26 protein-coding genes are annotated in these 19914 nt (G+C 33.9%); 18 read left to right on the top strand and 8 right to left on the bottom strand.

Annotated elements, in window-relative coordinates; all coding sequences use genetic code 11:
* The first annotated feature begins 2 nt into the window (after positions 1-2).
* Positions 3-1799, top strand: a complete 1797-nt coding sequence (locus BC6307_RS12155) for an ABC transporter ATP-binding protein (RefSeq protein WP_066416568.1) — start codon at positions 3-5, stop codon at positions 1797-1799.
* A gap of 124 nt (positions 1800-1923) precedes the next feature.
* Here BC6307_RS12155 and BC6307_RS12150 read toward each other — a convergent pair whose 3' ends face one another.
* Positions 1924-2088 (bottom strand): aspartyl-phosphate phosphatase Spo0E family protein, encoded by a 165-nt coding sequence (locus BC6307_RS12150; protein ID WP_270064430.1) that lies wholly within the window; start codon positions 2086-2088, stop codon positions 1924-1926.
* 195 nt (positions 2089-2283) lie between these two features.
* Here BC6307_RS12150 and BC6307_RS12145 point away from each other — a divergent pair, with 195 nt between their 5' ends.
* The 3 genes from BC6307_RS12145 to BC6307_RS12135 all read left to right on the top strand — a co-directional run bounded on the left by BC6307_RS12145 (position 2284) and on the right by BC6307_RS12135 (position 3980).
* The gene (locus tag BC6307_RS12145; protein ID WP_066416571.1) at positions 2284-3006 is read left to right on the top strand and encodes a cytochrome c biogenesis CcdA family protein; all 723 of its coding nucleotides are present in this window, start codon (positions 2284-2286) and stop codon (positions 3004-3006) included.
* Positions 3007-3038: 32 nt separating this feature from the next.
* On the top strand, positions 3039-3401 hold the full coding sequence (locus tag BC6307_RS12140) for a response regulator (protein WP_066416574.1): 363 nt from the start codon (positions 3039-3041) through the stop codon (positions 3399-3401).
* Positions 3402-3506: 105 nt separating this feature from the next.
* The gene (locus BC6307_RS12135) at positions 3507-3980 is read left to right on the top strand and encodes a CcdC family protein (protein WP_066416575.1); all 474 of its coding nucleotides are present in this window, start codon (positions 3507-3509) and stop codon (positions 3978-3980) included.
* Between the two features lie 42 nt (positions 3981-4022).
* On the opposite strand, the gene BC6307_RS12130 is transcribed toward BC6307_RS12135, so the two are convergent.
* Positions 4023-4454, bottom strand: coding sequence for a DUF2621 family protein (locus tag BC6307_RS12130; protein WP_066416576.1), 432 nt, complete (start codon positions 4452-4454; stop codon positions 4023-4025).
* Between the two features lie 128 nt (positions 4455-4582).
* Between BC6307_RS12130 and BC6307_RS12125 the strand changes: the two genes are divergently transcribed.
* Complete coding sequence (locus BC6307_RS12125; RefSeq protein ID WP_066416578.1) at positions 4583-5374, top strand: ATP-binding protein; 792 nt, start codon at positions 4583-4585, stop codon at positions 5372-5374.
* A 32-nt stretch (positions 5375-5406) separates the two neighbouring features.
* On the opposite strand, the gene BC6307_RS24805 is transcribed toward BC6307_RS12125, so the two are convergent.
* Positions 5407-5562, bottom strand: a complete 156-nt coding sequence (locus BC6307_RS24805) for a hypothetical protein (RefSeq protein WP_157076654.1) — start codon at positions 5560-5562, stop codon at positions 5407-5409.
* A 362-nt stretch (positions 5563-5924) separates the two neighbouring features.
* Between BC6307_RS24805 and BC6307_RS12120 the strand changes: the two genes are divergently transcribed.
* Both BC6307_RS12120 and BC6307_RS12115 read left to right on the top strand, forming a co-directional pair.
* Positions 5925-6413, top strand: coding sequence for a hypothetical protein (locus BC6307_RS12120; protein ID WP_066416580.1), 489 nt, complete (start codon positions 5925-5927; stop codon positions 6411-6413).
* 59 nt (positions 6414-6472) lie between these two features.
* The gene (locus BC6307_RS12115) at positions 6473-6712 is read left to right on the top strand and encodes a spore germination protein (RefSeq protein WP_066416581.1); all 240 of its coding nucleotides are present in this window, start codon (positions 6473-6475) and stop codon (positions 6710-6712) included.
* A 78-nt stretch (positions 6713-6790) separates the two neighbouring features.
* On the opposite strand, the gene BC6307_RS12110 is transcribed toward BC6307_RS12115, so the two are convergent.
* Entirely contained in the window at positions 6791-6934 is a 144-nt protein-coding gene (locus BC6307_RS12110; protein ID WP_066416584.1) for a small acid-soluble spore protein P, read from the bottom strand.
* Positions 6935-7056: 122 nt separating this feature from the next.
* On the opposite strand from BC6307_RS12110, the gene BC6307_RS12105 reads away from it, so the two are divergent.
* Positions 7057-7311, top strand: coding sequence for a DUF2524 family protein (locus tag BC6307_RS12105; RefSeq protein ID WP_066416587.1), 255 nt, complete (start codon positions 7057-7059; stop codon positions 7309-7311).
* Between the two features lie 62 nt (positions 7312-7373).
* Here BC6307_RS12105 and sspO read toward each other — a convergent pair whose 3' ends face one another.
* A complete protein-coding gene (gene sspO, locus BC6307_RS12100) occupies positions 7374-7523 on the bottom strand; it encodes a small acid-soluble spore protein SspO (protein ID WP_066416589.1) in 150 nt (49 codons plus the stop codon).
* A gap of 259 nt (positions 7524-7782) precedes the next feature.
* On the opposite strand from sspO, the gene acnA reads away from it, so the two are divergent.
* From acnA to BC6307_RS12065, 7 genes are all read left to right on the top strand, one after another.
* Complete coding sequence (gene acnA, locus BC6307_RS12095) at positions 7783-10488, top strand: aconitate hydratase AcnA (RefSeq protein ID WP_066416591.1); 2706 nt, start codon at positions 7783-7785, stop codon at positions 10486-10488.
* Between the two features lie 196 nt (positions 10489-10684).
* Positions 10685-11194, top strand: coding sequence for a redoxin domain-containing protein (locus tag BC6307_RS12090; RefSeq protein WP_066416593.1), 510 nt, complete (start codon positions 10685-10687; stop codon positions 11192-11194).
* 177 nt (positions 11195-11371) lie between these two features.
* Positions 11372-11503 (top strand): FbpB family small basic protein, encoded by a 132-nt coding sequence (locus BC6307_RS12085; protein WP_084380451.1) that lies wholly within the window; start codon positions 11372-11374, stop codon positions 11501-11503.
* 68 nt (positions 11504-11571) lie between these two features.
* A complete protein-coding gene (locus tag BC6307_RS12080) occupies positions 11572-11724 on the top strand; it encodes an acid-soluble spore protein N (protein WP_066416596.1) in 153 nt (50 codons plus the stop codon).
* Positions 11725-11874: 150 nt separating this feature from the next.
* Positions 11875-12114, top strand: coding sequence for a small acid-soluble spore protein Tlp (tlp, locus tag BC6307_RS12075; protein WP_066416599.1), 240 nt, complete (start codon positions 11875-11877; stop codon positions 12112-12114).
* Between the two features lie 319 nt (positions 12115-12433).
* A complete protein-coding gene (locus BC6307_RS12070; protein WP_066411101.1) occupies positions 12434-12850 on the top strand; it encodes an acyl-CoA thioesterase in 417 nt (138 codons plus the stop codon).
* Between the two features lie 13 nt (positions 12851-12863).
* The gene (locus BC6307_RS12065; RefSeq protein ID WP_066411100.1) at positions 12864-13172 is read left to right on the top strand and encodes a hypothetical protein; all 309 of its coding nucleotides are present in this window, start codon (positions 12864-12866) and stop codon (positions 13170-13172) included.
* 29 nt (positions 13173-13201) lie between these two features.
* Here the strand turns inward: BC6307_RS12065 and BC6307_RS12060 are convergent, their stop codons facing one another.
* Positions 13202-13489 (bottom strand): HesB/YadR/YfhF family protein, encoded by a 288-nt coding sequence (locus BC6307_RS12060; protein ID WP_066411099.1) that lies wholly within the window; start codon positions 13487-13489, stop codon positions 13202-13204.
* Positions 13490-13585: 96 nt separating this feature from the next.
* Between BC6307_RS12060 and BC6307_RS12055 the strand changes: the two genes are divergently transcribed.
* Positions 13586-14080, top strand: a complete 495-nt coding sequence (locus BC6307_RS12055) for an NUDIX hydrolase (RefSeq protein ID WP_066411098.1) — start codon at positions 13586-13588, stop codon at positions 14078-14080.
* A 70-nt stretch (positions 14081-14150) separates the two neighbouring features.
* Here the strand turns inward: BC6307_RS12055 and BC6307_RS12050 are convergent, their stop codons facing one another.
* Positions 14151-15323, bottom strand: a complete 1173-nt coding sequence (locus tag BC6307_RS12050; protein WP_066411097.1) for a CapA family protein — start codon at positions 15321-15323, stop codon at positions 14151-14153.
* A 170-nt stretch (positions 15324-15493) separates the two neighbouring features.
* On the opposite strand from BC6307_RS12050, the gene BC6307_RS12045 reads away from it, so the two are divergent.
* Complete coding sequence (locus BC6307_RS12045) at positions 15494-17281, top strand: S9 family peptidase (RefSeq protein WP_066411096.1); 1788 nt, start codon at positions 15494-15496, stop codon at positions 17279-17281.
* A gap of 76 nt (positions 17282-17357) precedes the next feature.
* Here the strand turns inward: BC6307_RS12045 and plsY are convergent, their stop codons facing one another.
* A complete protein-coding gene (plsY, locus tag BC6307_RS12040) occupies positions 17358-17942 on the bottom strand; it encodes a glycerol-3-phosphate 1-O-acyltransferase PlsY (protein WP_084380097.1) in 585 nt (194 codons plus the stop codon).
* Between the two features lie 160 nt (positions 17943-18102).
* Between plsY and BC6307_RS12035 the strand changes: the two genes are divergently transcribed.
* A complete protein-coding gene (locus tag BC6307_RS12035) occupies positions 18103-19854 on the top strand; it encodes a glycosyl hydrolase family 18 protein (protein ID WP_235858034.1) in 1752 nt (583 codons plus the stop codon).
* The last annotated feature ends 60 nt before the right edge of the window (positions 19855-19914 follow it).

Raw genomic sequence — 19914 nt, 5'->3', positions numbered from 1 at the left:
CGATGAATAATCAATCTATATCAGCGAAAGAGCAAAGAGCGGTATTAAAGAGGCTTTTGTCGTATGGATCTAATCATAAGAAACAATTTGTTATCGCTTTTTCGTTATTATTATTTGCTACTTTAGGAGAAATTGTAGGACCATTATTAATACAAATCTTTATTGATGATTATTTACAGCCAAGAAATATTGAAACGGGACCAATTGCAACGTTAGCAATTGTTTATATTAGTGTTCATATCGCTAAAGTAGTTTTTCAATATTTCCAACTATTAAAGTTTCAAGAAATCTCCTTGAATATCATTCAAGAGCTACGTATTGATGTTTTTTCAAAAGTACAGAAGCTAGGTTTAAAGTTTTTTGATAAAACACCGGGTGGAAGTATTGTTTCCCGTGTTACGAATGATACAGAAGCAATTAAAGATATGTTTGTAAGTGTTATATCCACTTTTGTACAAAACATTGTATTGCTACTAGGTATTTTCATTGCAATGTTTTACTTGAATGTACAATTAGCGCTGTTTTGTTTATTGATTATTCCGATAATATTTTCCATCATGGCAACGTATCGTCATTTTAGCTCCCGTTACTATGCAGATTTACGGGAGAGGTTAAGTCAATTGAATGCGAAACTGAATGAAAGTTTACAAGGTATGTCCATCATTCAAGTATTCCGACAAGAGAAACGTTTGAGAAAAGAATTTGAAGATATTAATGAAGGGCATTATCAAGCTGGATTAAAAAATATTAAATTAGACGGATTATTGTTACGTCCTGCAATTGATCTAGTTTACATTTTTGCTCTTATGCTAGTATTAAGTTTCTTTGGTTTTAACTCGTTGAATAGTCCGATAGAATTAGGTGTTTTATACGCTTTTGTTAACTATCTCGGTCGTTTCTTTGAACCAGTAAATGACATGATGATGAGATTGTCCTTATACCAACAAGCAATTGTTTCTGCATCCCGAGTTTTTGAAGTGTTAGATGAAACAGAGCTGGCACCAACTAAAATAGGGACAGAACATAATGGAATAACCGATGGAAAAATTGAGTTTAAAAATGTAACGTTTTCTTATGATGGGAAACGAGATGTATTAAAAAACATTTCATTTACGGCGAATCCAGGTGAAACGATTGCCCTTGTTGGACATACTGGAAGCGGAAAAAGTTCTATTATAAATCTGTTAATGAGGTTTTATTCGATAGAAAAAGGTGACATCTTAATCGATGGTTCTTCTATTAAAGAAATAAATGATGAAGAGCTTCGTCATAAAATGGGATTAGTTTTACAGGATCCATTTTTATTTTACGGTACGATCAAGCATAATATCCGATTGCATAATTTAAATATAACGGATGAGGAAATGGAGCAAGCAGCTTCTTTTGTGCAAGCAAATCATTTTATAGAAAAATTACCACAAAAATATGAAGAGCTAGTAGTGGAAAGAGGGTCGACATTATCAAGCGGGCAACGTCAACTCATTGCTTTCGCTAGAACTATTGCAACTCAACCTAAAATTCTAGTGCTAGATGAAGCAACAGCTAATATTGATACGGAAACAGAGGATGCAATTCAAGTTGCTCTTGAAAAAATGAGAAAAGGAAGAACGACGATCGCCATTGCTCACCGTTTATCTACTATTCAAGATGCAGACCAAATTTTAGTGTTACACCAAGGTGAAATAGTGGAAAGAGGTACACATCAACAATTATTAAGCAAGGAAGGTTTATATTATAAAATGTATTTATTACAAAATGGAAATGCAGAAAATTTAAAAACTGTAGTAGGAAATCAATAAATATCAGTTTATCTACAACTAGATAAAACAATCATTTGTAGATTACTCTGTAAAATAAAGAAGGGAGCTGTATACGAAAAGTAACAGTTCCCTTTTATTTATAATTTGAAACATTTTATCGGTTTTATTTAGTAATAACAAATTGATTGTATTGGTTTAGAAGAGAGTCTAGCTCTTGACTAATTTTTAACGTAGTGGACGAGGACATTCCCTTTTTTTTGACTACTTCTAGCAGCTCGGAACGTTTGTTTTCAATTAAGGTAAGTAGCATTTCATCTTTGTTTGTCAATGTTCTAGTTCCTTTCCCTCTTTAGGTAATATTATTATACTAAATAATTGGAAATAATTAAAACTATTTATTCCATATTTATACCAATTTTTAATAGTATGTCATTAGTTTGTCAAAAAATTTAAATACTTAGTAGGCGATAAAATCTATATAATTTGATAAGATAGTAATAGTTGTTTACAAGGAGGGAAAAAAATGACTGGTGATTCTACTGTTGACATAAATTTATTTCTAGCGTTTGGAGCTGGATTTTTATCGTTTATTTCACCGTGTACGCTTCCTATATATCCTGCATTTTTATCGTACATAACAGGAATGTCAGTTAGTGATATTAAAGAAGAAAAAGGTATGCTTCAAAAAAGGAGTATTTTACATACGTTATTTTTCTTACTAGGATTTTGTTTAATCTTCGTTGCGCTAGGATATAGTACTTCATTCTTTGGCCAATTTTTTAGAGAATATAATGCGCTAATTCGCCAAATTGGAGCGATATTAATCATATTCTTAGGATTTGTCATTCTAGGAGTTTTTCAACCGAAATTCCTAATGAAGGATAAAAAGTTTAGTTTCAAAAACCGTCCTTCTGGCTATTTTGGTAGTACATTAATTGGATTAGCGTTTGCAGCTGGTTGGACTCCGTGTACTGGACCAATATTAGTAGCAGTTTTATCACTTGCTGCATCAAATCCAGGGTCTGGTATGATTTACATGATTTTCTATTCACTCGGTTTTGCTATACCTTTCTTTATATTATCTTTCTTTATAGGAAGATTGAATTGGATTCGAAAGCATCATGTGAAAATTATGAAATTCGGTGGAACGATTATGATTATCGTAGGTATTATGCTGTTTTTTGATATGATGACGCAAATCATCGTCTTCTTTACAAGAATTACAGGTGGTTTCACTGGTTTTTAATTTTTTGTTGTTGCATAGGGGGAACTTCTACAGTGTCGAATGTGTTAGTTGTTGATGATGCGAAATTTATGAGATTAACTCTTACTAACATTTTAACGAAAGGGAAATATAATGTTGTGGGTGAAGGTACGGATGGCGAGCAAGCTATTAAACTATATCGAGAGTTAAAGCCGGATCTCGTTACGATGGATATTACAATGCCTCATATGAATGGAATTGAAGCAGTACGTGCTATTATAAAAGAAGATTCAGATGCAAAAATCATTATGTGTTCCGCTTTAGGGCAACAAAAATTAATAGTAGAAGCAATAGAAGCCGGTGCCAAAGATTTCATTGTTAAACCGTTCGATGAATATCGTGTAATAGAAGCTGTGAAGCGTGTACTTGGACAATAACAACACAATACAACTACCATCTATATTTCTAATAGTAGATGGTATCTTTTTTTTCTTTTTTTGTTTATGATAATTGTTACATAACAGAAAGTTTAGGTGAACGACATGACAACGATATTACCAACAACCTTAGCTATATTAATGGCAATAGCCGTTTATTTTTTAAGATTAAAATTAGCTAATAGACCTTCTAGTGTGAAAAAAATTATACTTCCACCTTTTTTTATGAGTACAGGCGCACTAATGTTTTTATTTCCCCCATTTCGAGTGGCACCTTTACAAATAATAGAGGCTTTATTAGTAGGATTCATTTTTTCTATCTTTCTTATTAAAACATCAAATTTTGAAATTAAAAATGATCAAATCTTCATGAAAAGATCGAAGGCTTTTCTTTTTATATTGCTAGGGTTGTTAGCTATTAGGATCGTAGCTAAAATAGTATTTAGTGCCCATTTTGATATTGGAGAATTAGCAGGAATGTTTTGGATACTAGCTTTTGGAATGATTGTCCCATGGAGAATAGCAATGCTTTTAAAATATAAGAAATTAGAAAGAAGCTTACATAATGTTTCTCATTAAGTTGCCCTTATAGAAACACAATAAGGACCTACTATTAGGTCCTTATTGTGGAAAATATTGCTTATACGGTGTAATATCGATGTTTTGTTCGTTTAATTTTTTCACTAAAAATTTGTGATCTCTCTTAGGAGTTGCAATTATGTATCCTTTAATAACATGATCCTTCGTAATCTTTTTGGCCTTTTCATTGTATGCTAATTCGCCAATCTTCCCAGCGATTTTTTGTCTAGCAATATCTCTAAAAAGTTCTGGAACAGGTTCAACTAGTTCTTCAAGTAATAATTTTAAGTCTGTCGGCCATAAATGCTTTGTTTTCTTTATATAATAATCTTGCCAATCTAGTTCTGACATTCCATCCTCTTTTGGCATTCTTTTCAAAAATTTCCGAAACATAAAAAAGCCACCGATTGCTAAAAGGCCAATCATAGTGACGACCCAAAATAAAATAAACCATAAAAACCAACCATTAAGCATTTCTTTTTCCCTCCGTTGATTTTAACATCCTTGTTTTATTATACATAAAAAGTTTATAATTGCACTAGATAACCGTTTTATTTATAATTGGATATCAAATAAAATTAGTTGCCTTGGAGGTGTAAGTCATGCAAAAAATAGGTAACTTAATTGGTAACATGGGGAAAATGGAAGTTTTATCTTCAAAAATATGCCCTAAATGTAATCGAGAAGTTAAAAGAGTGAAAATGCAAATTTTAGGTGGGGAAAATAAAGGGCAATGGCAAGTAATAGAGAATGAGTGTGATTGTAGGCTTGCTAATGAAACGCTAGAGGCTGAAAAGCAAAAACGATTAAAGTTCTTTGAACAGTTCTGTATTATCCCACATGAATTAGAAAATGCAACACTTGAAAACTTTCAAGTGAATTATGAAAGTCAAGCAGAGGCACTAGAAAGAACGCTTGATTATATTGATCGATTTACTGGAAGTGAAAATTTATACTATTATGGTCGTACTGGAAGAGGTAAAACTCATTTAGCGGTGGGCCTTTATAAATTAATAAAAGACGCTAGCCTTACGGCAATGTTTTTTGACGTTCCTAAATTAATGGATACAATTGTAGCTTCCTGGGAAAAAGATGCAGGATATTCCGAGAGTAAATTTATGAAAGCAGTCGCAGAAGTAGACGTGTTAATACTAGATGATTTAGGAGTGGAACGAATTAGCGAATGGGTTGACCAAACGTTATATTCTATTTTAAATCAACGACAAGGAAAAAGTATTATTTTTACGTCCAATATTCATCCAGCCGACTTAACGAAGCGTTATGGAGAACGTTTAGCTGACCGTATTAAAAATAAAATGACACAAGATCAATTAATTTCTATTAGTACGCCAGAAAGCTATCGTACGAAAGATTTAACGATGTATAAAGATTAAGGCGCATCAATTTAGCGCCCTTTTTCATGTTTTTAATAAGACCAAGGAAAGAAGTTGTTATTAACAACCATGCTTTCAAATTGCCGATATAACCAATAAAACTCATCGAGCTGCAAAGGATAATCCTCGGGCACATCTAGATGATCTAGAAATAACTCTAGTAAATAATCATTTGTAAATGATGACATTTTTTTCCTCCTTTTCTATTATTTTTTTCAAAAAGATCGATAAATATGTAAAGTTAGTTGAAAGTACAAATTTAATAAATTGAGACAAACGTTGTATCAAAATAGAAAAAAATTAATAGATTAATAGAGAAAGGAGGAAGTACCAAGGTTTCCTGCATAACCATTGATTACTCCTTACACATTCCTATTTCCTCTTTCTAATAGGGAACGCCTTTATCCTTTATGGATAGAGGTGTTTTTTGTTTAAAGTTTCATCAATCTTTTCTCGCGTTACTCCTGTTTTAAACATAGGTAATTTCGTTGTATCGAGCACAGTTTTTCCGTTATAATCAAAATAACCATTTCCTTGGAGGATAGATCATTTGGAATTATATTGTACTAAGCATAAAAAGAAGCTTTCAGAACGGCTAACGGACGGGGAGTATATATCATTATATTGTGTTCATTGTAAAATGGATAAATTATCAAATGAAAAAGAAGCACAACAGCGAATAGTATTAAATAAACTTTCTATTTTCAGTCACATGCTTATCGTTTCTATTACTGTTATAGTTTTTTACTTATTAAACAAAGTTATTTATTTCTTCCTAGCGTTACTATTAATAATTCCGGTATTTAATTTTGTTAGAAGAACAATAAGACAACTAAAGGTTTGGACCTTTCAATCTGATGACCAGTCTAAAATTAACTTATTACGTGCACAAATATTAAATGAAAGTAGCATTCAAGCAAATAAAGTAGAACAGAAGAAGCGCCAATGGAAAAAAGAATATATGCAACATAATTGCTTAAAAAAACTTGATATGGAAAAGTGGGAGATATATTTAAGACGATTTTATGAAATAAGATAGTCACATACCTATACAAGCTTTTGTTCCTTTCATATTTTATCGTAAGGGATGTGATGAAAATGGCCTGTTTGATAAATCAAATAGTTATTGAAAACGTAGAAGGTGGAATTATTAATTTTGGTAACATTTTTAAAGTTGCACCAATTTCAATAGAGGACGGAATTGTAGGTGCAGGAGGTAGTAACTCTGGAGACTATATAAATACACATACTAAGTGTAGTATGGTCAATGTTTCAAGAAAAAGTAGATCTCTGACGATAAATGAAGATTCCGTGTCAGAAGTTGCGGACCAAGAGTGATTAATCAACTTTCTTGTTATTTTAAAGTAATTCCTCTTTCATCGCTTATAGAAGGAGGAATTACTTCTTTATTTTATATTACATACCGTGGTGTGGGTTGTTTTTTTGCCTTGTATGGTTTCTATTCTTCACTTTTTTGGAACCACTTAAAGGTTCCGGTTGCCCAGGATTGTTCCCTTTAGGAGCATTTTTACGCATATCTTTTCCATCATTTTTATTCATTTTGTTTCCCTCCTTTGATTCCTATTATCTGATATTAAGCCAAATTTATTCTTTATAGTGGCATAGTTTAATTCTTTATGGGAAGTATAAATGACAGATATTCATTATAAAGGAGAAAAAATATGCCGTATCATAAAGACAAACAACAAGCATTTCAAGCAGCGCAACAAGGTGTAGAACAAGCAAAAGATGTTTATCATGAAATAGTAAAAAATGATCCAGATTATGGTCAGCATTTTAAAAGGTTACAAAACGAAGTGAATGAAGCTATGGAGCAAATTAATAACGCTCTTGAGGTAGCATCTGAAACGCAAAGAGATCAACTAGCACAATTTCAAGAAGACTTACAACAATTAATAAATGAGGCACATGAATAAATGAAAAAAGAGCTGTCCCGATATAGGACAGCCCTTTTTCATGTTATATAATATGGAAAAACTTATTGATTCTTTTTACGCTTTTTATTATTTTGTTTTTGTTCCTCTGTTAGAGGTTCGTTTGAAAATTCTTCGTTATAACCTGCACCTTTGCCTTGTGCAGAAGCAGCATTCATACCAGGAATAACATGATTAGCTTTTCTTTTTCCCATCGTATTCACCTCCACTTTTATTATCTTCTAATGCCTTTCGTACATGTATTGTTTCAAAATTTCGAACTATAAGTGTTTCTTATAGTAATTAATAACTTTATTGTTATTTACTTATGTTAAATGTTGTATTAAGATAATATCGTAAGGTAAATTATTGGGAGAAATAGCTCGAAAAATGAAAGCTATTTCAATGTATAGTTAGATGGAGCATTTCTTTCTACTATACTTACTAATCTATGAACACTAGGGGGTAATACATATGGCGAATCATGATGTTTTTAACGCTCGTGCATCCTTTGATGTGAACGGTAAAACGTACCATTACTACAATTTAAAAGCGTTAGAAGAAGCGAATATCGGTAATGTTTCTCAACTACCATATTCTATTAAAGTTCTTTTAGAATCTGTTTTACGTCAAGTAGATGGTCGTGTTATTACGAAAGAGCATGTAGAAAATTTAGCAAAATGGGGAACGAATGAATTAAAGGAAATCGACGTTCCATTTAAACCATCACGTGTAATTCTTCAAGATTTCACAGGTGTTCCAGCTGTGGTTGATTTAGCTTCTTTACGTAAAGCAATGGCAGATTTAGGTGGAAATCCTGATAAAATTAATCCTGAAATCCCTGTTGATTTAGTTATTGACCACTCTGTTCAAATTGATAGAGCTGGAACTGCTGATGCATTAGATTTCAACATGAAGTTAGAGTTTGAACGTAATGCAGAACGTTATAAATTTTTAAGTTGGGCAAAAAAATCGTTTGATAACTATCGTGCAGTTCCACCTGCAACAGGAATTGTTCACCAAGTTAACTTAGAATATTTAGCGAACGTTGTTCATGCTGTTGAGCAAGACGGCGAATTAGTAGCATTCCCTGACACACTTGTTGGAACAGACTCCCATACTACGATGATTAATGGTATTGGTGTTCTTGGATGGGGTGTAGGTGGTATCGAAGCAGAAGCTGGTATGCTTGGTCAACCTTCTTACTTCCCGGTTCCTGAAGTAATTGGTGTTAAATTGACAGGAGCTTTACCGAACGGTACTACTGCAACTGACTTAGCGTTAAAAGTAACTCAAGTGTTACGTGCACATGGGGTTGTAGGTAAATTTGTTGAGTTCTTCGGTCCTGGTGTTCCAGAACTTCCGTTAGCTGACCGTGCTACAATTGCAAACATGGCACCAGAATATGGAGCAACTTGTGGTTTCTTCCCAGTTGATGAAGAAGCACTAGACTATTTACGTTTAACTGGTCGTGACGAAGAGCAAATCAAAATAGTGGAAGAATATTGTAAAGCAAACGGCTTATTCTTTACAACTGATGCTAATCCAATTTATACAGAAGTGGTAGAAATTAACTTAGCAGAAATCGAGCCTAACCTATCTGGACCAAAACGTCCACAAGACCTTGTGCCACTATCTATGATGAAGGATACATTCCGTAACGCACTTGTTGCACCTCAAGGTAACCAAGGTTATGGATTAACGGAGACAGACATTAGTAAAGAAGTGGAAATTACATTAGCATCTGGTGATAAAACTACGATGAAGACTGGTTCTATCGCTATTGCTTCTATCACTTCTTGTACAAATACATCGAACCCTTATGTCTTAATTGCAGCTGGTTTAGTTGCGAAAAAAGCAGTAGAGTTAGGTATTGAAGTTCCTTCTTTCGTTAAAACATCTTTAGCACCTGGATCAAAAGTAGTAACTGGTTACTTAGCTGAATCAGGACTTCAACCATATTTAGATCAATTAGGATTTAATATCGTTGGTTACGGTTGTGCGACGTGTATCGGTAACTCTGGTCCGTTAGCAGATGAAATTGAAGAAGCGATTGCTAAAAATGACCTATTAGTTACTTCAGTATTATCTGGAAACCGTAACTTTGAGGGACGTATTCACCCACTTGTAAAAGGAAACTACTTAGCATCACCACCTTTAGTAGTTGCATATGCTTTAGCAGGTACGGTAGATATTGATCTACAAAATGATGTTATTGGTAAAGGAAAAGATGGTCAAGACGTTTTCTTTAAAGATATCTGGCCTTCTATGGACGAAGTTAAAGAACTTGTGAAAACAACTGTTACTCCGGAGTTATTCCGTAAAGAATATGATAAAGTATTTGATGATAATGAGCGTTGGAACGCAATCGAAACGTCTGACGAAGCTTTATATACTTGGGACGATAACTCAACGTACATCCAAAACCCTCCATTCTTTGAAGGGCTATCTCCAGAAGCTGGGACAGTTGAGCCGTTATCTAATTTACGTGTTGTAGGTAAATTTGCGGATTCTGTAACGACAGACCACATTTCACCTGCTGGTTCTATCGGTAAAGATACTCCTGCGGGTCGTTACTTACAAGCTAACGGAGTAGAACCTCGCGACTTTAACTCTTACGGTTCTCGTCGTGGTAACCATGAAGTAATGATGCGTGGTACGTTTGCAAACATTCGTATTCGGAATCAAATTGCTCCAGGAACAGAAGGTGGATGGACTACTTACTTACCAACTGGTGAAGTAATGTCTATTTATGATGCTTGTATGAAATATAAGCAAGATGGTACTGGTCTAATGGTTATCGCTGGTAAAGATTACGGGATGGGAAGTTCTCGTGACTGGGCTGCAAAAGGTACAAACCTACTAGGTATTAAAACAGTTATTGCAGAAAGTTTCGAGCGTATCCACCGCAGTAACTTAGTACTAATGGGTGTTTTACCATTACAGTTTAAAGACGGTGACAATGCTGAAGTTTTAGGCTTAAATGGTAAAGAAACTTTTGAGGTACATGTAGATGAGTCTGTAAAACCACGTGATATGGTTAAAGTAGTAGCAACAGATGAAGAAGGAAATAAGAAAGAATTTGAAGCATTAGTTCGCTTTGACAGTGAAGTGGAAATTGATTACTACCGTCATGGTGGAATCCTTCAAATGGTACTTCGTGATAAATTAAAAGCATAAGAACAAAAGCGCGAGCGCTACACATAAAATGAAAACACGGACAATTCCTAGGAGTTGTTCGTGTTTTTTAGGTTGAAAATGTAAATGTGTAAAGGGAAAATGTTGAAAAATTGACACAAGCAAAATGATAGGAAACGGTGACATTGTATGTTTAAATGGTTATATACAATTACGATTATAAAAGGATGAGAATGTTTTGATTAAAAAATTATTGGCTGTGGGCTTACTTTTATGTTTAGTTGGTGTTGCCTTAGTGCAAGTATTTGCTGAAAAGGATCCTAACGTTGGAGCGTCAGTTGGTGATCAAGCATATGATTTTGATCTCGCAGTCTTGTCTGGGGACCAAGTAAAATTATCTGATTACAGAGGAAAGAAAGTGATTGTAAACTTCTGGGCAACATGGTGTGGTCCTTGTAAAGATGAAATGCCAGAGATGCAGCTTTATTATGAGGATTACAAAGATGAAGTAGAAATTTTAGCTGTAAATATAACATCTTCTGATACGTTAGAAAATGTAGAAAAATTTGTAGAAGCAGGTCAATTCACATATCCAATTCTCTTAGATGAGAATCGAATATTCGCCTATTATGAAGTGCTAAACATGCCAGCTACTTTTTTTATCAATGAAGAGGGTGTTATTTCTGCACGACATGAAGGGCCATTAACGTATAGTATGTTAGATAATTATGTCAATAAAATAAAATAGTGTAAAATACATCTAGTCGGAGGAATGGAAAAAATACCATTCCCCGGCTTTTTTTTGTGTTTTTACGAAGATTTTAAGTTTTCTCATCAAATTTTAATTAATTTTTCGAAAAGTTATCATAATTTTGAAGTTTATTGGACATTAATACTATTACAATAGTAATAAGTAGGTGATATTATGGGAAAATTCAAAAAACGTTCATTTGAGGAGCTAGTTCTTGAAAATAAAAAGCAGTTGTTACAAGATGAAGAAGCTCTTCAAAAAATTGAAGCGCGATTAGAAGAAAAGATTTTGAAGAAGGTAGAATAGTTTTACTAAATTTTTCTTCGTTTACTCTCTCCCCTTATGACGGATGCTACGTATAGGAGGAGATATAAATGAGTAAAAGCAAACACTACAAAAAAAATAGTGAACATTTCGTACCGAATCATTTAGGTACACAACCAAGAAGTGCTGGTGGAAATAAAGGAAAACAAATGCAAGATAAATCTGGCCAGCATGCCCAAGTTATCCAAACAAAAGGAGAATAACATTGTATGAAGTCCTGTTATATGTAGCAGGACTTTTTTCTGTATTAGTTACTAAGTGGAAAAATACAATAGGCAAGTTTTACATGTGATATTGATTTTTATTAGGTAGAAAATATATCTGTAGTACTTATATTTAAGGAGGAATGAAAGATGACACGTCATAACCAACCAAAACCAGATGATCGAAGCGATAATGTAGAAAAGCTGCAAAGCATGGTTCAAAACACAATAGAAAATATTGAAGAATCTCATGAGACTTTAGCATATGCTAGTAGTGAAGAAAAAGCTAATATTGAAGCGAAAAACCATCGACGTGAAGAGAGTATAGCTGCTATGAGGGAAGAAATAAAAGACGAAGCAGCAGCAAGAGAAAACGGATACCAGTCCTAAAACAAAAGCAATCGGTTATGTACCGATTGCTTTTTCCTTGTCGTTTAGGAAATTATAAAAGTGGAAAGTTGTGGATAACTACTAACTTTGTGTTGCTACGTCTAGCTCCTTTGGAAAAGGCCCTCGAGACATAAGTCAGTCACTTCCGGTGGACAAAGAGCGTCCACCTGCAGCGCCGCACCTTTCTTGTCGGGCCAGAACGAGCCGTCTCCGCTTTTGTTCTTTTGCAACATGTTGGATATAGAGTTATTTAGTGAAGCTATTTTCCAAAATGTGATATGATAGAAAAATAAAACAATGAAGTTAGGGGTATAAAGTAATGTTAGTTTCTACAAAGGAAATAGAAGTAAGATATGCAGAGACAGATCAAATGGGGGTCGTTTATCACGCGAATTATTTAGTTTGGATGGAGTTAGGAAGAACACAAATAATAAAGGATTTAGGATTTTCGTATGCAGCGATGGAGGAGGATGGAATTATTTCCCCAGTTATCGATATTCAAGTTTCTTATAAAAAACCTTTACGCTACGGAGAAATGGCCACTATTAAAACATGGATTGACCAATATGATGGATTTAGAGTCGTTTATGGTTATGAAATATTTACTCCAACAGGAGAAACTGCGCTAACTGGAACCTCCTCACATGTATGCGTAAAAAAAGATACGTTCAGACCTATCATTATTCGAAAAGTGTATCCAGAGTGGCACGCAGCTTATGAGCAAGCAAAAAAATAAGGGGAAATACTAAATGGCTTTTGGAATAAAAAAAGACGAATTAAATGAGTGGAAATCAAAAGTACGTAATGGAGAGATTGCTTTTTTAACTCATTATTGGATTCACCCAAAGTTTGAAGGAATTACTACTGTAACAAAAGTAGGTTGTTCCAATGTAGAAAAATTAGTTGATTGGGGGAAAAAGTACGATTTGCGAAAAGAATGGATACATAATCGCCAACAATATCCTCATTTTGATCTTATTGGAGAAAAACAACTAGAGATATTACAAGCTGAACATCAATGGGAACAATACAATAAGTTTATTAACAAGGAGAGGTGATGTTGTATCTACAACATCACCTCCATCTATTACTCATAATTAAATACAGGTTCATCTAATTTTGAATCGTAAGAAATAACGAGGTCGTGCCCTTCGAAATACCATGCCTCTTTTTCTTCTACATAAAAAGTAATCCCATCTATTTCTACTTTTGCAATAGGACTTTCAGGTTTTTCTTTCTCAATTCCCAGGGAAAAACCTTTTTGAATGTTACTACAGCCACCATAACGAACGTGAAATCGGAGGGAATCACCTGTATGAAGGTCTAATTCTTCTTTATACCAATCAAAAGCTTCTTTTTCTAATTTAATTTGCATTTTAAATAAACTCCCTTCTTGTACCTAAACAAGGACTTATTATTATTATATATAAATAATAAATAGAAAACCAAAAAAAAAACCGGAGGAAGTAGAATGATTTTACGTTACACGATTTGCTTTATCGAAAAAAACGGGCAACTCTTACTCTTATACCGAAACAAAGCACCAAATCAATTTAAATGGAATGGTGTAGGGGGAAAAATAGAAAAGGACGAGACACCTTATGAAAGTATTAAACGGGAAATTGTAGAAGAAACCGGATTAGAGGTAAAAAACGTTTCTTTTCGAGGTATCGTGACATGGAATAACGAAGGTGGTATGTATGTATTTGTTGGAAATGGGGTTCATGGTGATTTAATAGAAGGGCCAGAGGGTAAGCTGGCTTGGAAAAGTATAAACTGGCTAAATGAATCAGAAGAAGCTGTATCAAACATAAAATATTTTATTAATGATATTTTACATGGGGACAAAGTTATAGAACATTCATTTCAATATACTTCTGAAGGTGAAATAATACTGTATGAACAAAAGCCACTAACAACCGATTTTACTCAGTCTGTTTATAAGCAAAAACTTGTAAAAAGTTAGTTTACATAATAATTTTATTATTCGTAAACATACCTAAAAAAAGGTAGCTAATTAGCTACCTTTTTTTATTTTATTGTCCATCATTAATCCATTGGAACATATGGTCCATCATTTCGTTATTTTTAGCTGCCGCGTTAGAAAAACCGTAGTCGCCAGCATCTGATAATGTAACAATATGATACTTTGCCGAGCGTAATTGAGACACATACGTAGGAATAAATTGATCCACTTCGATATTAACACTAGAACTGTCCTTATCGATTGTTTTTGCAATACGTAACTGAACAATTCCACCAATGTCTTTATAATTCCCTACTTGTGCAGATAAGAAATTACCTAATGAGTACACAACAAACATTTTTCCGCCATCTTTTTTCTCTATAAATTGCATTGGCTGTAATACATGAGGGTGATGGCCAATGACAATATCTGCACCAGCATCCGCTAAAAATTGGGCAAGACTTTCTTGCTCCTGATTTGGATATAAAACATATTCAACTCCCCAATGCATACTTACAATGACAATGTCGGAATGTTCCCGTGCATGTGCAATATCTCCTTCTATTCTTTCGCGGTCAATAAGATTAACTAAATAGTCTTTTCCTTGTGGTATAGGAATTCCATTTGTTCCATATGTATAGGAAAGAAATGAAAAGACTAATCCATTTTTAGTTATCGTTCTTAAAGTATCACGATCTTCTTCATCTTTATAACCGCCAGTATATTGCATCCCGATTTTTTCGTAATGCCCTATTGCGTTCATGATAGCACGTTCCCCACGATCTAACGTATGGTTATTAGCAATACTCACTATATCGATACCTGCGTCTAATAAGGCGTCAGCAACTTCAAAAGGGCTATTAAAAGAAGGATAGTTAGAAAGCCCAATTTCCGTTCCTCCGATAATTGTTTCCTGATTCGCGATGGAAATGTCCGTTTCCATCAAATATTGTTTAACAGGGTTTATCATTGGTTTAAAATCATATCCATCTGCTGTTTCGGCAGTATGATAAACAGAATCATGTATAAGTAAGTCTCCTACAGCAGAAAGTGTTACTTCGGTTGTAACAGTTCTATCGAACGATACAACCGATTTAGCACCGTGTGTGTGAACGATTTGAGGTTCGTTCGATGATGGTACTGTACTTGAAGCTGATTGTTGATAAAAAATATAAGATAATAAAGCGCTACCTAATAATAAAAAAATAAGAACAGGTAAAATGAATCTCCAATTGTTCTTCAAGATGTATTTCCCCTTTTTTAGCTAATATGTTACATATATCTCACTATAATACATTTTACCTATAAATGGTGAACCTTTTGAAAAAAAAAGTCGAAAAATTTTAAATAGTAGAAGGTGATAATAATTCGAATATCGAAATAAGAAATGGAACGAAAAAGGAGGATGAAACAATGAAATTTAACAAGCCTAGTGTTGAGCAGTTTTTTCGTGTATATTTTATTCAAAACTTCGCAGTAAGTCCAGACGAATCACAGTTAGTGTTTAGTAGTAATTTTACAGGTCATTACAACTTATGGGCAATGGATTTACCGAGTCAATTCCCGTATCAATTAACATTTCATAACCAAAGCTGTCATAGCCTTCAGTATAGCAAAGATGGATCTTATATTTTGGCAAGCTTCGATGATGACGGAAATGAATTAACCCAATTATATGCGCTACCGAACAATGGAGGCGAGCTAAAAAAAGTTCGTTATGAGGCGGAAAGTAGACATATGAATCCTATTTTTTCTGAGGATGGTAAGACGCTATACTATACAAGCACAAAAAATAACCCAACATACTTAAATGCCTACAAATATGATGTGGATACGGAAGAAGAATCGTTGCTTTTAGAAGGAGAAATTGCTCCTACGTATTTAGCAGACGTTTCAAAAGATGGCCAAAAAAAATTAGTAATTAAACATTTTGCTAATACATATACGTTAGCGTATTTAGTAGATGGGGAATCAGTAAAGCAAATAACACCTCAAACAGAAAAACAACATACCGTTAGTGACATCGTTTTTGCTTCTAATAACACTATCTATTTATCAACTAACTATGATGACGATTTTAGTTATTTAGCTAAGTATGATATGGAAACAGGAATTTTTACACGTCTAACGCATGAAGATCATCTAGATTTTGAGGCAATAAAGTTAGATAAGGATAGAAACTTATTATACTTAACTTCAACAGTAGGTGTAGAAGACGAGCTATACAGTTATGACCTCGAGTCTGAAATGCTAGCAAAAGTGGACATACCAGTAGACATCGTTGATAAAGTAGTCGTAGCAAAGAGTGGGACTGTTTATTTATTAGGACGTACGGCTATTAAACCATTTAATATATTTAGAAAAAAATTAAATGCTAGTGAATGGGAGCGGTTGACAAATTTCAATGTTCCTGGAGTTACAGAAGAGGAGTTATGTGATCCAGAAGTATTAAAGTATCCTTCTTATGATGGATTGGAAATAGAATCATTGTTTTTCCGTGCAAGAGAAGAGGTCTCCAATGGTCATGTTATCCTATGGCCACACGGTGGTCCACAAGCGTCGGAACGTAAATTTTTCCGATCTTATTTCCAATACTTAATACACCGTGGGTACAGTATATTTGCACCAAACTTCAGAGGATCATCTGGCTACGGCCTATCGTTTATGAAAATGGTAGAAGGAGATTGGGGACATGGTCCAAGACTAGATAACATTCAAGGATTAGAGTGGTTAATTGAAAATGGATATGCACAACGAGATAAAATCCTATTAATGGGTGGAAGCTATGGTGGTTACATGGCACTATTATTACACGGGCGACACCCAGAATACTTTAAAGCAGTTATTGATATCTTTGGTGTAAGTAATTTATTTTCATTTATTGAGTCAGTACCAGAACATTGGAAGCCTGCAATGAAGCAATGGGTCGGTGATCCAGTAGAGGATAAAGAGCGCTTAACCGTTGATTCTCCAATTACGTATTTAGATACAATGACACAACCGATGCTTATTATTCAAGGAGCAAACGATCCACGGGTAGTAAAGGCAGAGTCAGATCAAATTGTGGAAGCATTAAAAGAAAAAGGTAGAGATGTTCAATATTTAGTATTAGAAGATGAAGGGCATGGTTTCACAAAAAAGGAAAATGAAATAACAGTGTATAAAACAATACTAGAGTTTTTAGATAATTATATTAAATAAAGACACGAAAAAAGGCTTCCCGTAAAGGAAGCCTTTCTAGCATAATAATTTGCGCTACAAGCTTATTTACTTTAGGTTAAAGCCATTTTATTTTAGGTTCTGTCTTATTCGCTATTCTTTTAATGTTTGCCCTATGCTTAAAAATGACGAATGCTGAAAGAATGGACACAACTATAATTAAGGCACCATCTCCTTGAAACAAGCTGTATAGGGTTGCAACAACTGCTGTAATCATAGAAGATAATGAAACGTATTTCGTTAAATAAAGACATAAGAAAAAGCAAGCAAGCATAATGACGAATAATAATGGTGAGTAAAAGAGTAATACACCACCTGAAGTTGCTACTGCTTTCCCACCCTTAAATTTTGCGAAAATAGGATATACATGTCCAACAACAGCGAACGAACCTACTAGTAAAGGATGTACGTCAGCAGCAAAAATGATAGGGAGTGCAGTTGCTAACGTACCTTTTAAAATATCTGCAATGGTAACAATTAATCCTGCTTTCACTCCGAGTGTTCTAAAAGTATTAGTTCCACCTAAATTTCCGCTTCCGTGTTCTCGAATATCGATGCCATAACCAACTTTACCGACAATTAAGGCGGATGGAATGGAACCAAGTAAATAAGCAAGTATTATAACAATAATAATTTCAATCATTCCAAAACTCCTTTATGTATAGCTTAATTTTAATATATGTCAAATTTGAAAAAAAGCAAAGAAGTTTTTGCAATCTAAACTACCGATTTTATACAATTTCGAGAAAGCTATACTAATTTTGTGGAACCTCCTTTAAAATGTAATAGGGGAGGAATCTAACATGATGCATGATGTAAAAACAAAAGAAAAAAACAAAAGTTTAAAAACAATAGGTATAGTAGGAATCTTATTTGCTTGTACTGTTATTATTACAATTATTTCTCTTTTTCCTTTTCCATCTAATGAAAAGCTGCAATATACCGACTTAACAAATCCAATTATTTATAAAGGGAAAATATATGAAAAAGAAGCATTAATTCAAGAAGACGTAATCTACTTTCCTATCTCTTTTTTTATGGAACACATTGATAGAACGTCTGTTTATGATGAGCAAAGTAAATCAGTAATTATTACAACGAAAGACAAAGTTTTTCAGTTTCCAATAAACTCTTTAAACTATTTTTTAAACGAAGAACCATTTTCATTTCAAGTCCCTACAATTATTAGTGAAGATAATGAAATATATGTGACTGTCGAACCTCTATTAGATCTTTATGACAAAGAAATTAATAGAAATACATCTACAGGAATTATTATGGTGAGAGATACGAGTGATATACTTGTTTTAGGTAAAACATTACCGAGTAAAGAGCACTTAAAATATTTAAGAAATGAACCTTCCTTACAATCACCATATACAAGTGAATTACAACAAGGAGAAGAAGTAATTATAGAAAGTGAAAAAGATGGTTATTATTTCGTTCGGCAATCAAATGGAATTGCTGGTTATGTTAAAAAAGAAGTTATTGAAATAACGTATCAACAATATGTAGCAGAGCAAAAAGAGGAAAAAATTGATACGAATCGAGTTCAATTACCATGGCCTATTCAATTAACTTGGGAGGCTGTTTATAGTTATAACCCAGACACATCAAAACTTCCTAACATGCCTGGGGTCAATATAGTTTCTCCAACTTGGTTTCATATTCAAAATGAAGAAGGCGATATTTCTAATTTAGGTTCTTTAGAATATGTGAATTGGGCAAAGGAAGAAGGATATCAAATATGGGCTTTGTTTGCTAATGATTTTCAAGATTTAGATATGACTCATGAAGTATTCAGTAGTTTCGAAAAGAGACAAAAAATGATTCGCCAATTACTGCAGTATAGTGATATGTATGACTTGGATGGAATTAATTTGGACATAGAAAACGTTCGCTTAGAGGACGGACCATTCATTACGCAATTTGTTCGTGAAGCAGTTCCTTATTTTCATAGAGCAGGGCTAGTTGTGTCTATGGACATAACGTTTATTTCTACTAGTCCTACTTGGTCCCTATTTTATGAACGGGAGGAGCTTGCAGAACTAGTCGATTATTTAATTGTAATGGCTTACGATGAACATTGGGGTACTTCCCCAGTTGCAGGAAGCGTAGCAAGCTTACCGTGGGTGGAAAGCAATTTAAAAACTTTATTAAAGGTCGTACCACATGATCGCCTTATTTTAGGTATTCCACTGTATACGAGACTTTGGAAAGAGGAAGTAACGGAAAATGGGAACATTCAAGTTACATCACGTGCTCTTAGTATGGATGCTGCAAACGAGTGGATAGAGGAAAATGAATTAACTCCTAATTATGAAGAGAAAACAAAACAAAATTATGTAGAATTTGTAAATGAAGAAGAAAATGCAACGTATAAAATGTGGCTAGAAGATGAAACGTCGTTAGCGAAAAGAGTTCAGCTTGTTCATCAATACCAATTAGCAGGAATGGCTACTTGGAGTAGGGTATTTGCAAACGATTCTGCATGGGAAGTAATGTCTAAAAATAGTCAGCACATTGAAGTTGTTTCAGATTCAAATGGAGATTAGACTTTTATCTTGAATATATTTATGAGACAATAACAAGTATATATAAGTAAGATGGTTTAA

Source organism: Sutcliffiella cohnii, from assembly GCF_002250055.1.
Classification (GTDB): domain Bacteria; phylum Bacillota; class Bacilli; order Bacillales; family Bacillaceae_I; genus Sutcliffiella; species Sutcliffiella cohnii.
This window is presented reverse-complemented; position numbering and strand designations above follow the sequence as displayed.

What these genes read in the sequence shown, in the direction of transcription:
- BC6307_RS12070 (WP_066411101.1), top strand. Translation starts at nt 12,434, where the DNA reads ATGTTAGTTTCTACAAAGGAAATAGAAGTAAGATATGCAGAGACAGAT.
- BC6307_RS12115 (WP_066416581.1), top strand. Translation starts at nt 6,473, where the DNA reads ATGGCCTGTTTGATAAATCAAATAGTTATTGAAAACGTAGAAGGTGGA.
- BC6307_RS12085 (WP_084380451.1), top strand. Translation starts at nt 11,372, where the DNA reads ATGGGAAAATTCAAAAAACGTTCATTTGAGGAGCTAGTTCTTGAAAAT.
- BC6307_RS12055 (WP_066411098.1), top strand. Translation starts at nt 13,586, where the DNA reads ATGATTTTACGTTACACGATTTGCTTTATCGAAAAAAACGGGCAACTC.
- BC6307_RS12065 (WP_066411100.1), top strand. Translation starts at nt 12,864, where the DNA reads ATGGCTTTTGGAATAAAAAAAGACGAATTAAATGAGTGGAAATCAAAA.
- sspO (WP_066416589.1), bottom strand. Translation starts at nt 7,523, where the DNA reads ATGGGAAAAAGAAAAGCTAATCATGTTATTCCTGGTATGAATGCTGCT.
- BC6307_RS12155 (WP_066416568.1), top strand. Translation starts at nt 3, where the DNA reads ATGAATAATCAATCTATATCAGCGAAAGAGCAAAGAGCGGTATTAAAG.
- BC6307_RS12060 (WP_066411099.1), bottom strand. Translation starts at nt 13,489, where the DNA reads ATGCAAATTAAATTAGAAAAAGAAGCTTTTGATTGGTATAAAGAAGAA.
- tlp (WP_066416599.1), top strand. Translation starts at nt 11,875, where the DNA reads ATGACACGTCATAACCAACCAAAACCAGATGATCGAAGCGATAATGTA.
- BC6307_RS12035 (WP_235858034.1), top strand. Translation starts at nt 18,103, where the DNA reads ATGATGCATGATGTAAAAACAAAAGAAAAAAACAAAAGTTTAAAAACA.
- BC6307_RS12135 (WP_066416575.1), top strand. Translation starts at nt 3,507, where the DNA reads ATGACAACGATATTACCAACAACCTTAGCTATATTAATGGCAATAGCC.
- plsY (WP_084380097.1), bottom strand. Translation starts at nt 17,942, where the DNA reads ATGATTGAAATTATTATTGTTATAATACTTGCTTATTTACTTGGTTCC.
- acnA (WP_066416591.1), top strand. Translation starts at nt 7,783, where the DNA reads ATGGCGAATCATGATGTTTTTAACGCTCGTGCATCCTTTGATGTGAAC.
- BC6307_RS12145 (WP_066416571.1), top strand. Translation starts at nt 2,284, where the DNA reads ATGACTGGTGATTCTACTGTTGACATAAATTTATTTCTAGCGTTTGGA.
- BC6307_RS12110 (WP_066416584.1), bottom strand. Translation starts at nt 6,934, where the DNA reads ATGAATAAAAATGATGGAAAAGATATGCGTAAAAATGCTCCTAAAGGG.
- BC6307_RS12080 (WP_066416596.1), top strand. Translation starts at nt 11,572, where the DNA reads ATGAGTAAAAGCAAACACTACAAAAAAAATAGTGAACATTTCGTACCG.
- BC6307_RS24805 (WP_157076654.1), bottom strand. Translation starts at nt 5,562, where the DNA reads ATGTCATCATTTACAAATGATTATTTACTAGAGTTATTTCTAGATCAT.
- BC6307_RS12130 (WP_066416576.1), bottom strand. Translation starts at nt 4,454, where the DNA reads ATGCTTAATGGTTGGTTTTTATGGTTTATTTTATTTTGGGTCGTCACT.
- BC6307_RS12105 (WP_066416587.1), top strand. Translation starts at nt 7,057, where the DNA reads ATGCCGTATCATAAAGACAAACAACAAGCATTTCAAGCAGCGCAACAA.
- BC6307_RS12125 (WP_066416578.1), top strand. Translation starts at nt 4,583, where the DNA reads ATGCAAAAAATAGGTAACTTAATTGGTAACATGGGGAAAATGGAAGTT.
- BC6307_RS12045 (WP_066411096.1), top strand. Translation starts at nt 15,494, where the DNA reads ATGAAATTTAACAAGCCTAGTGTTGAGCAGTTTTTTCGTGTATATTTT.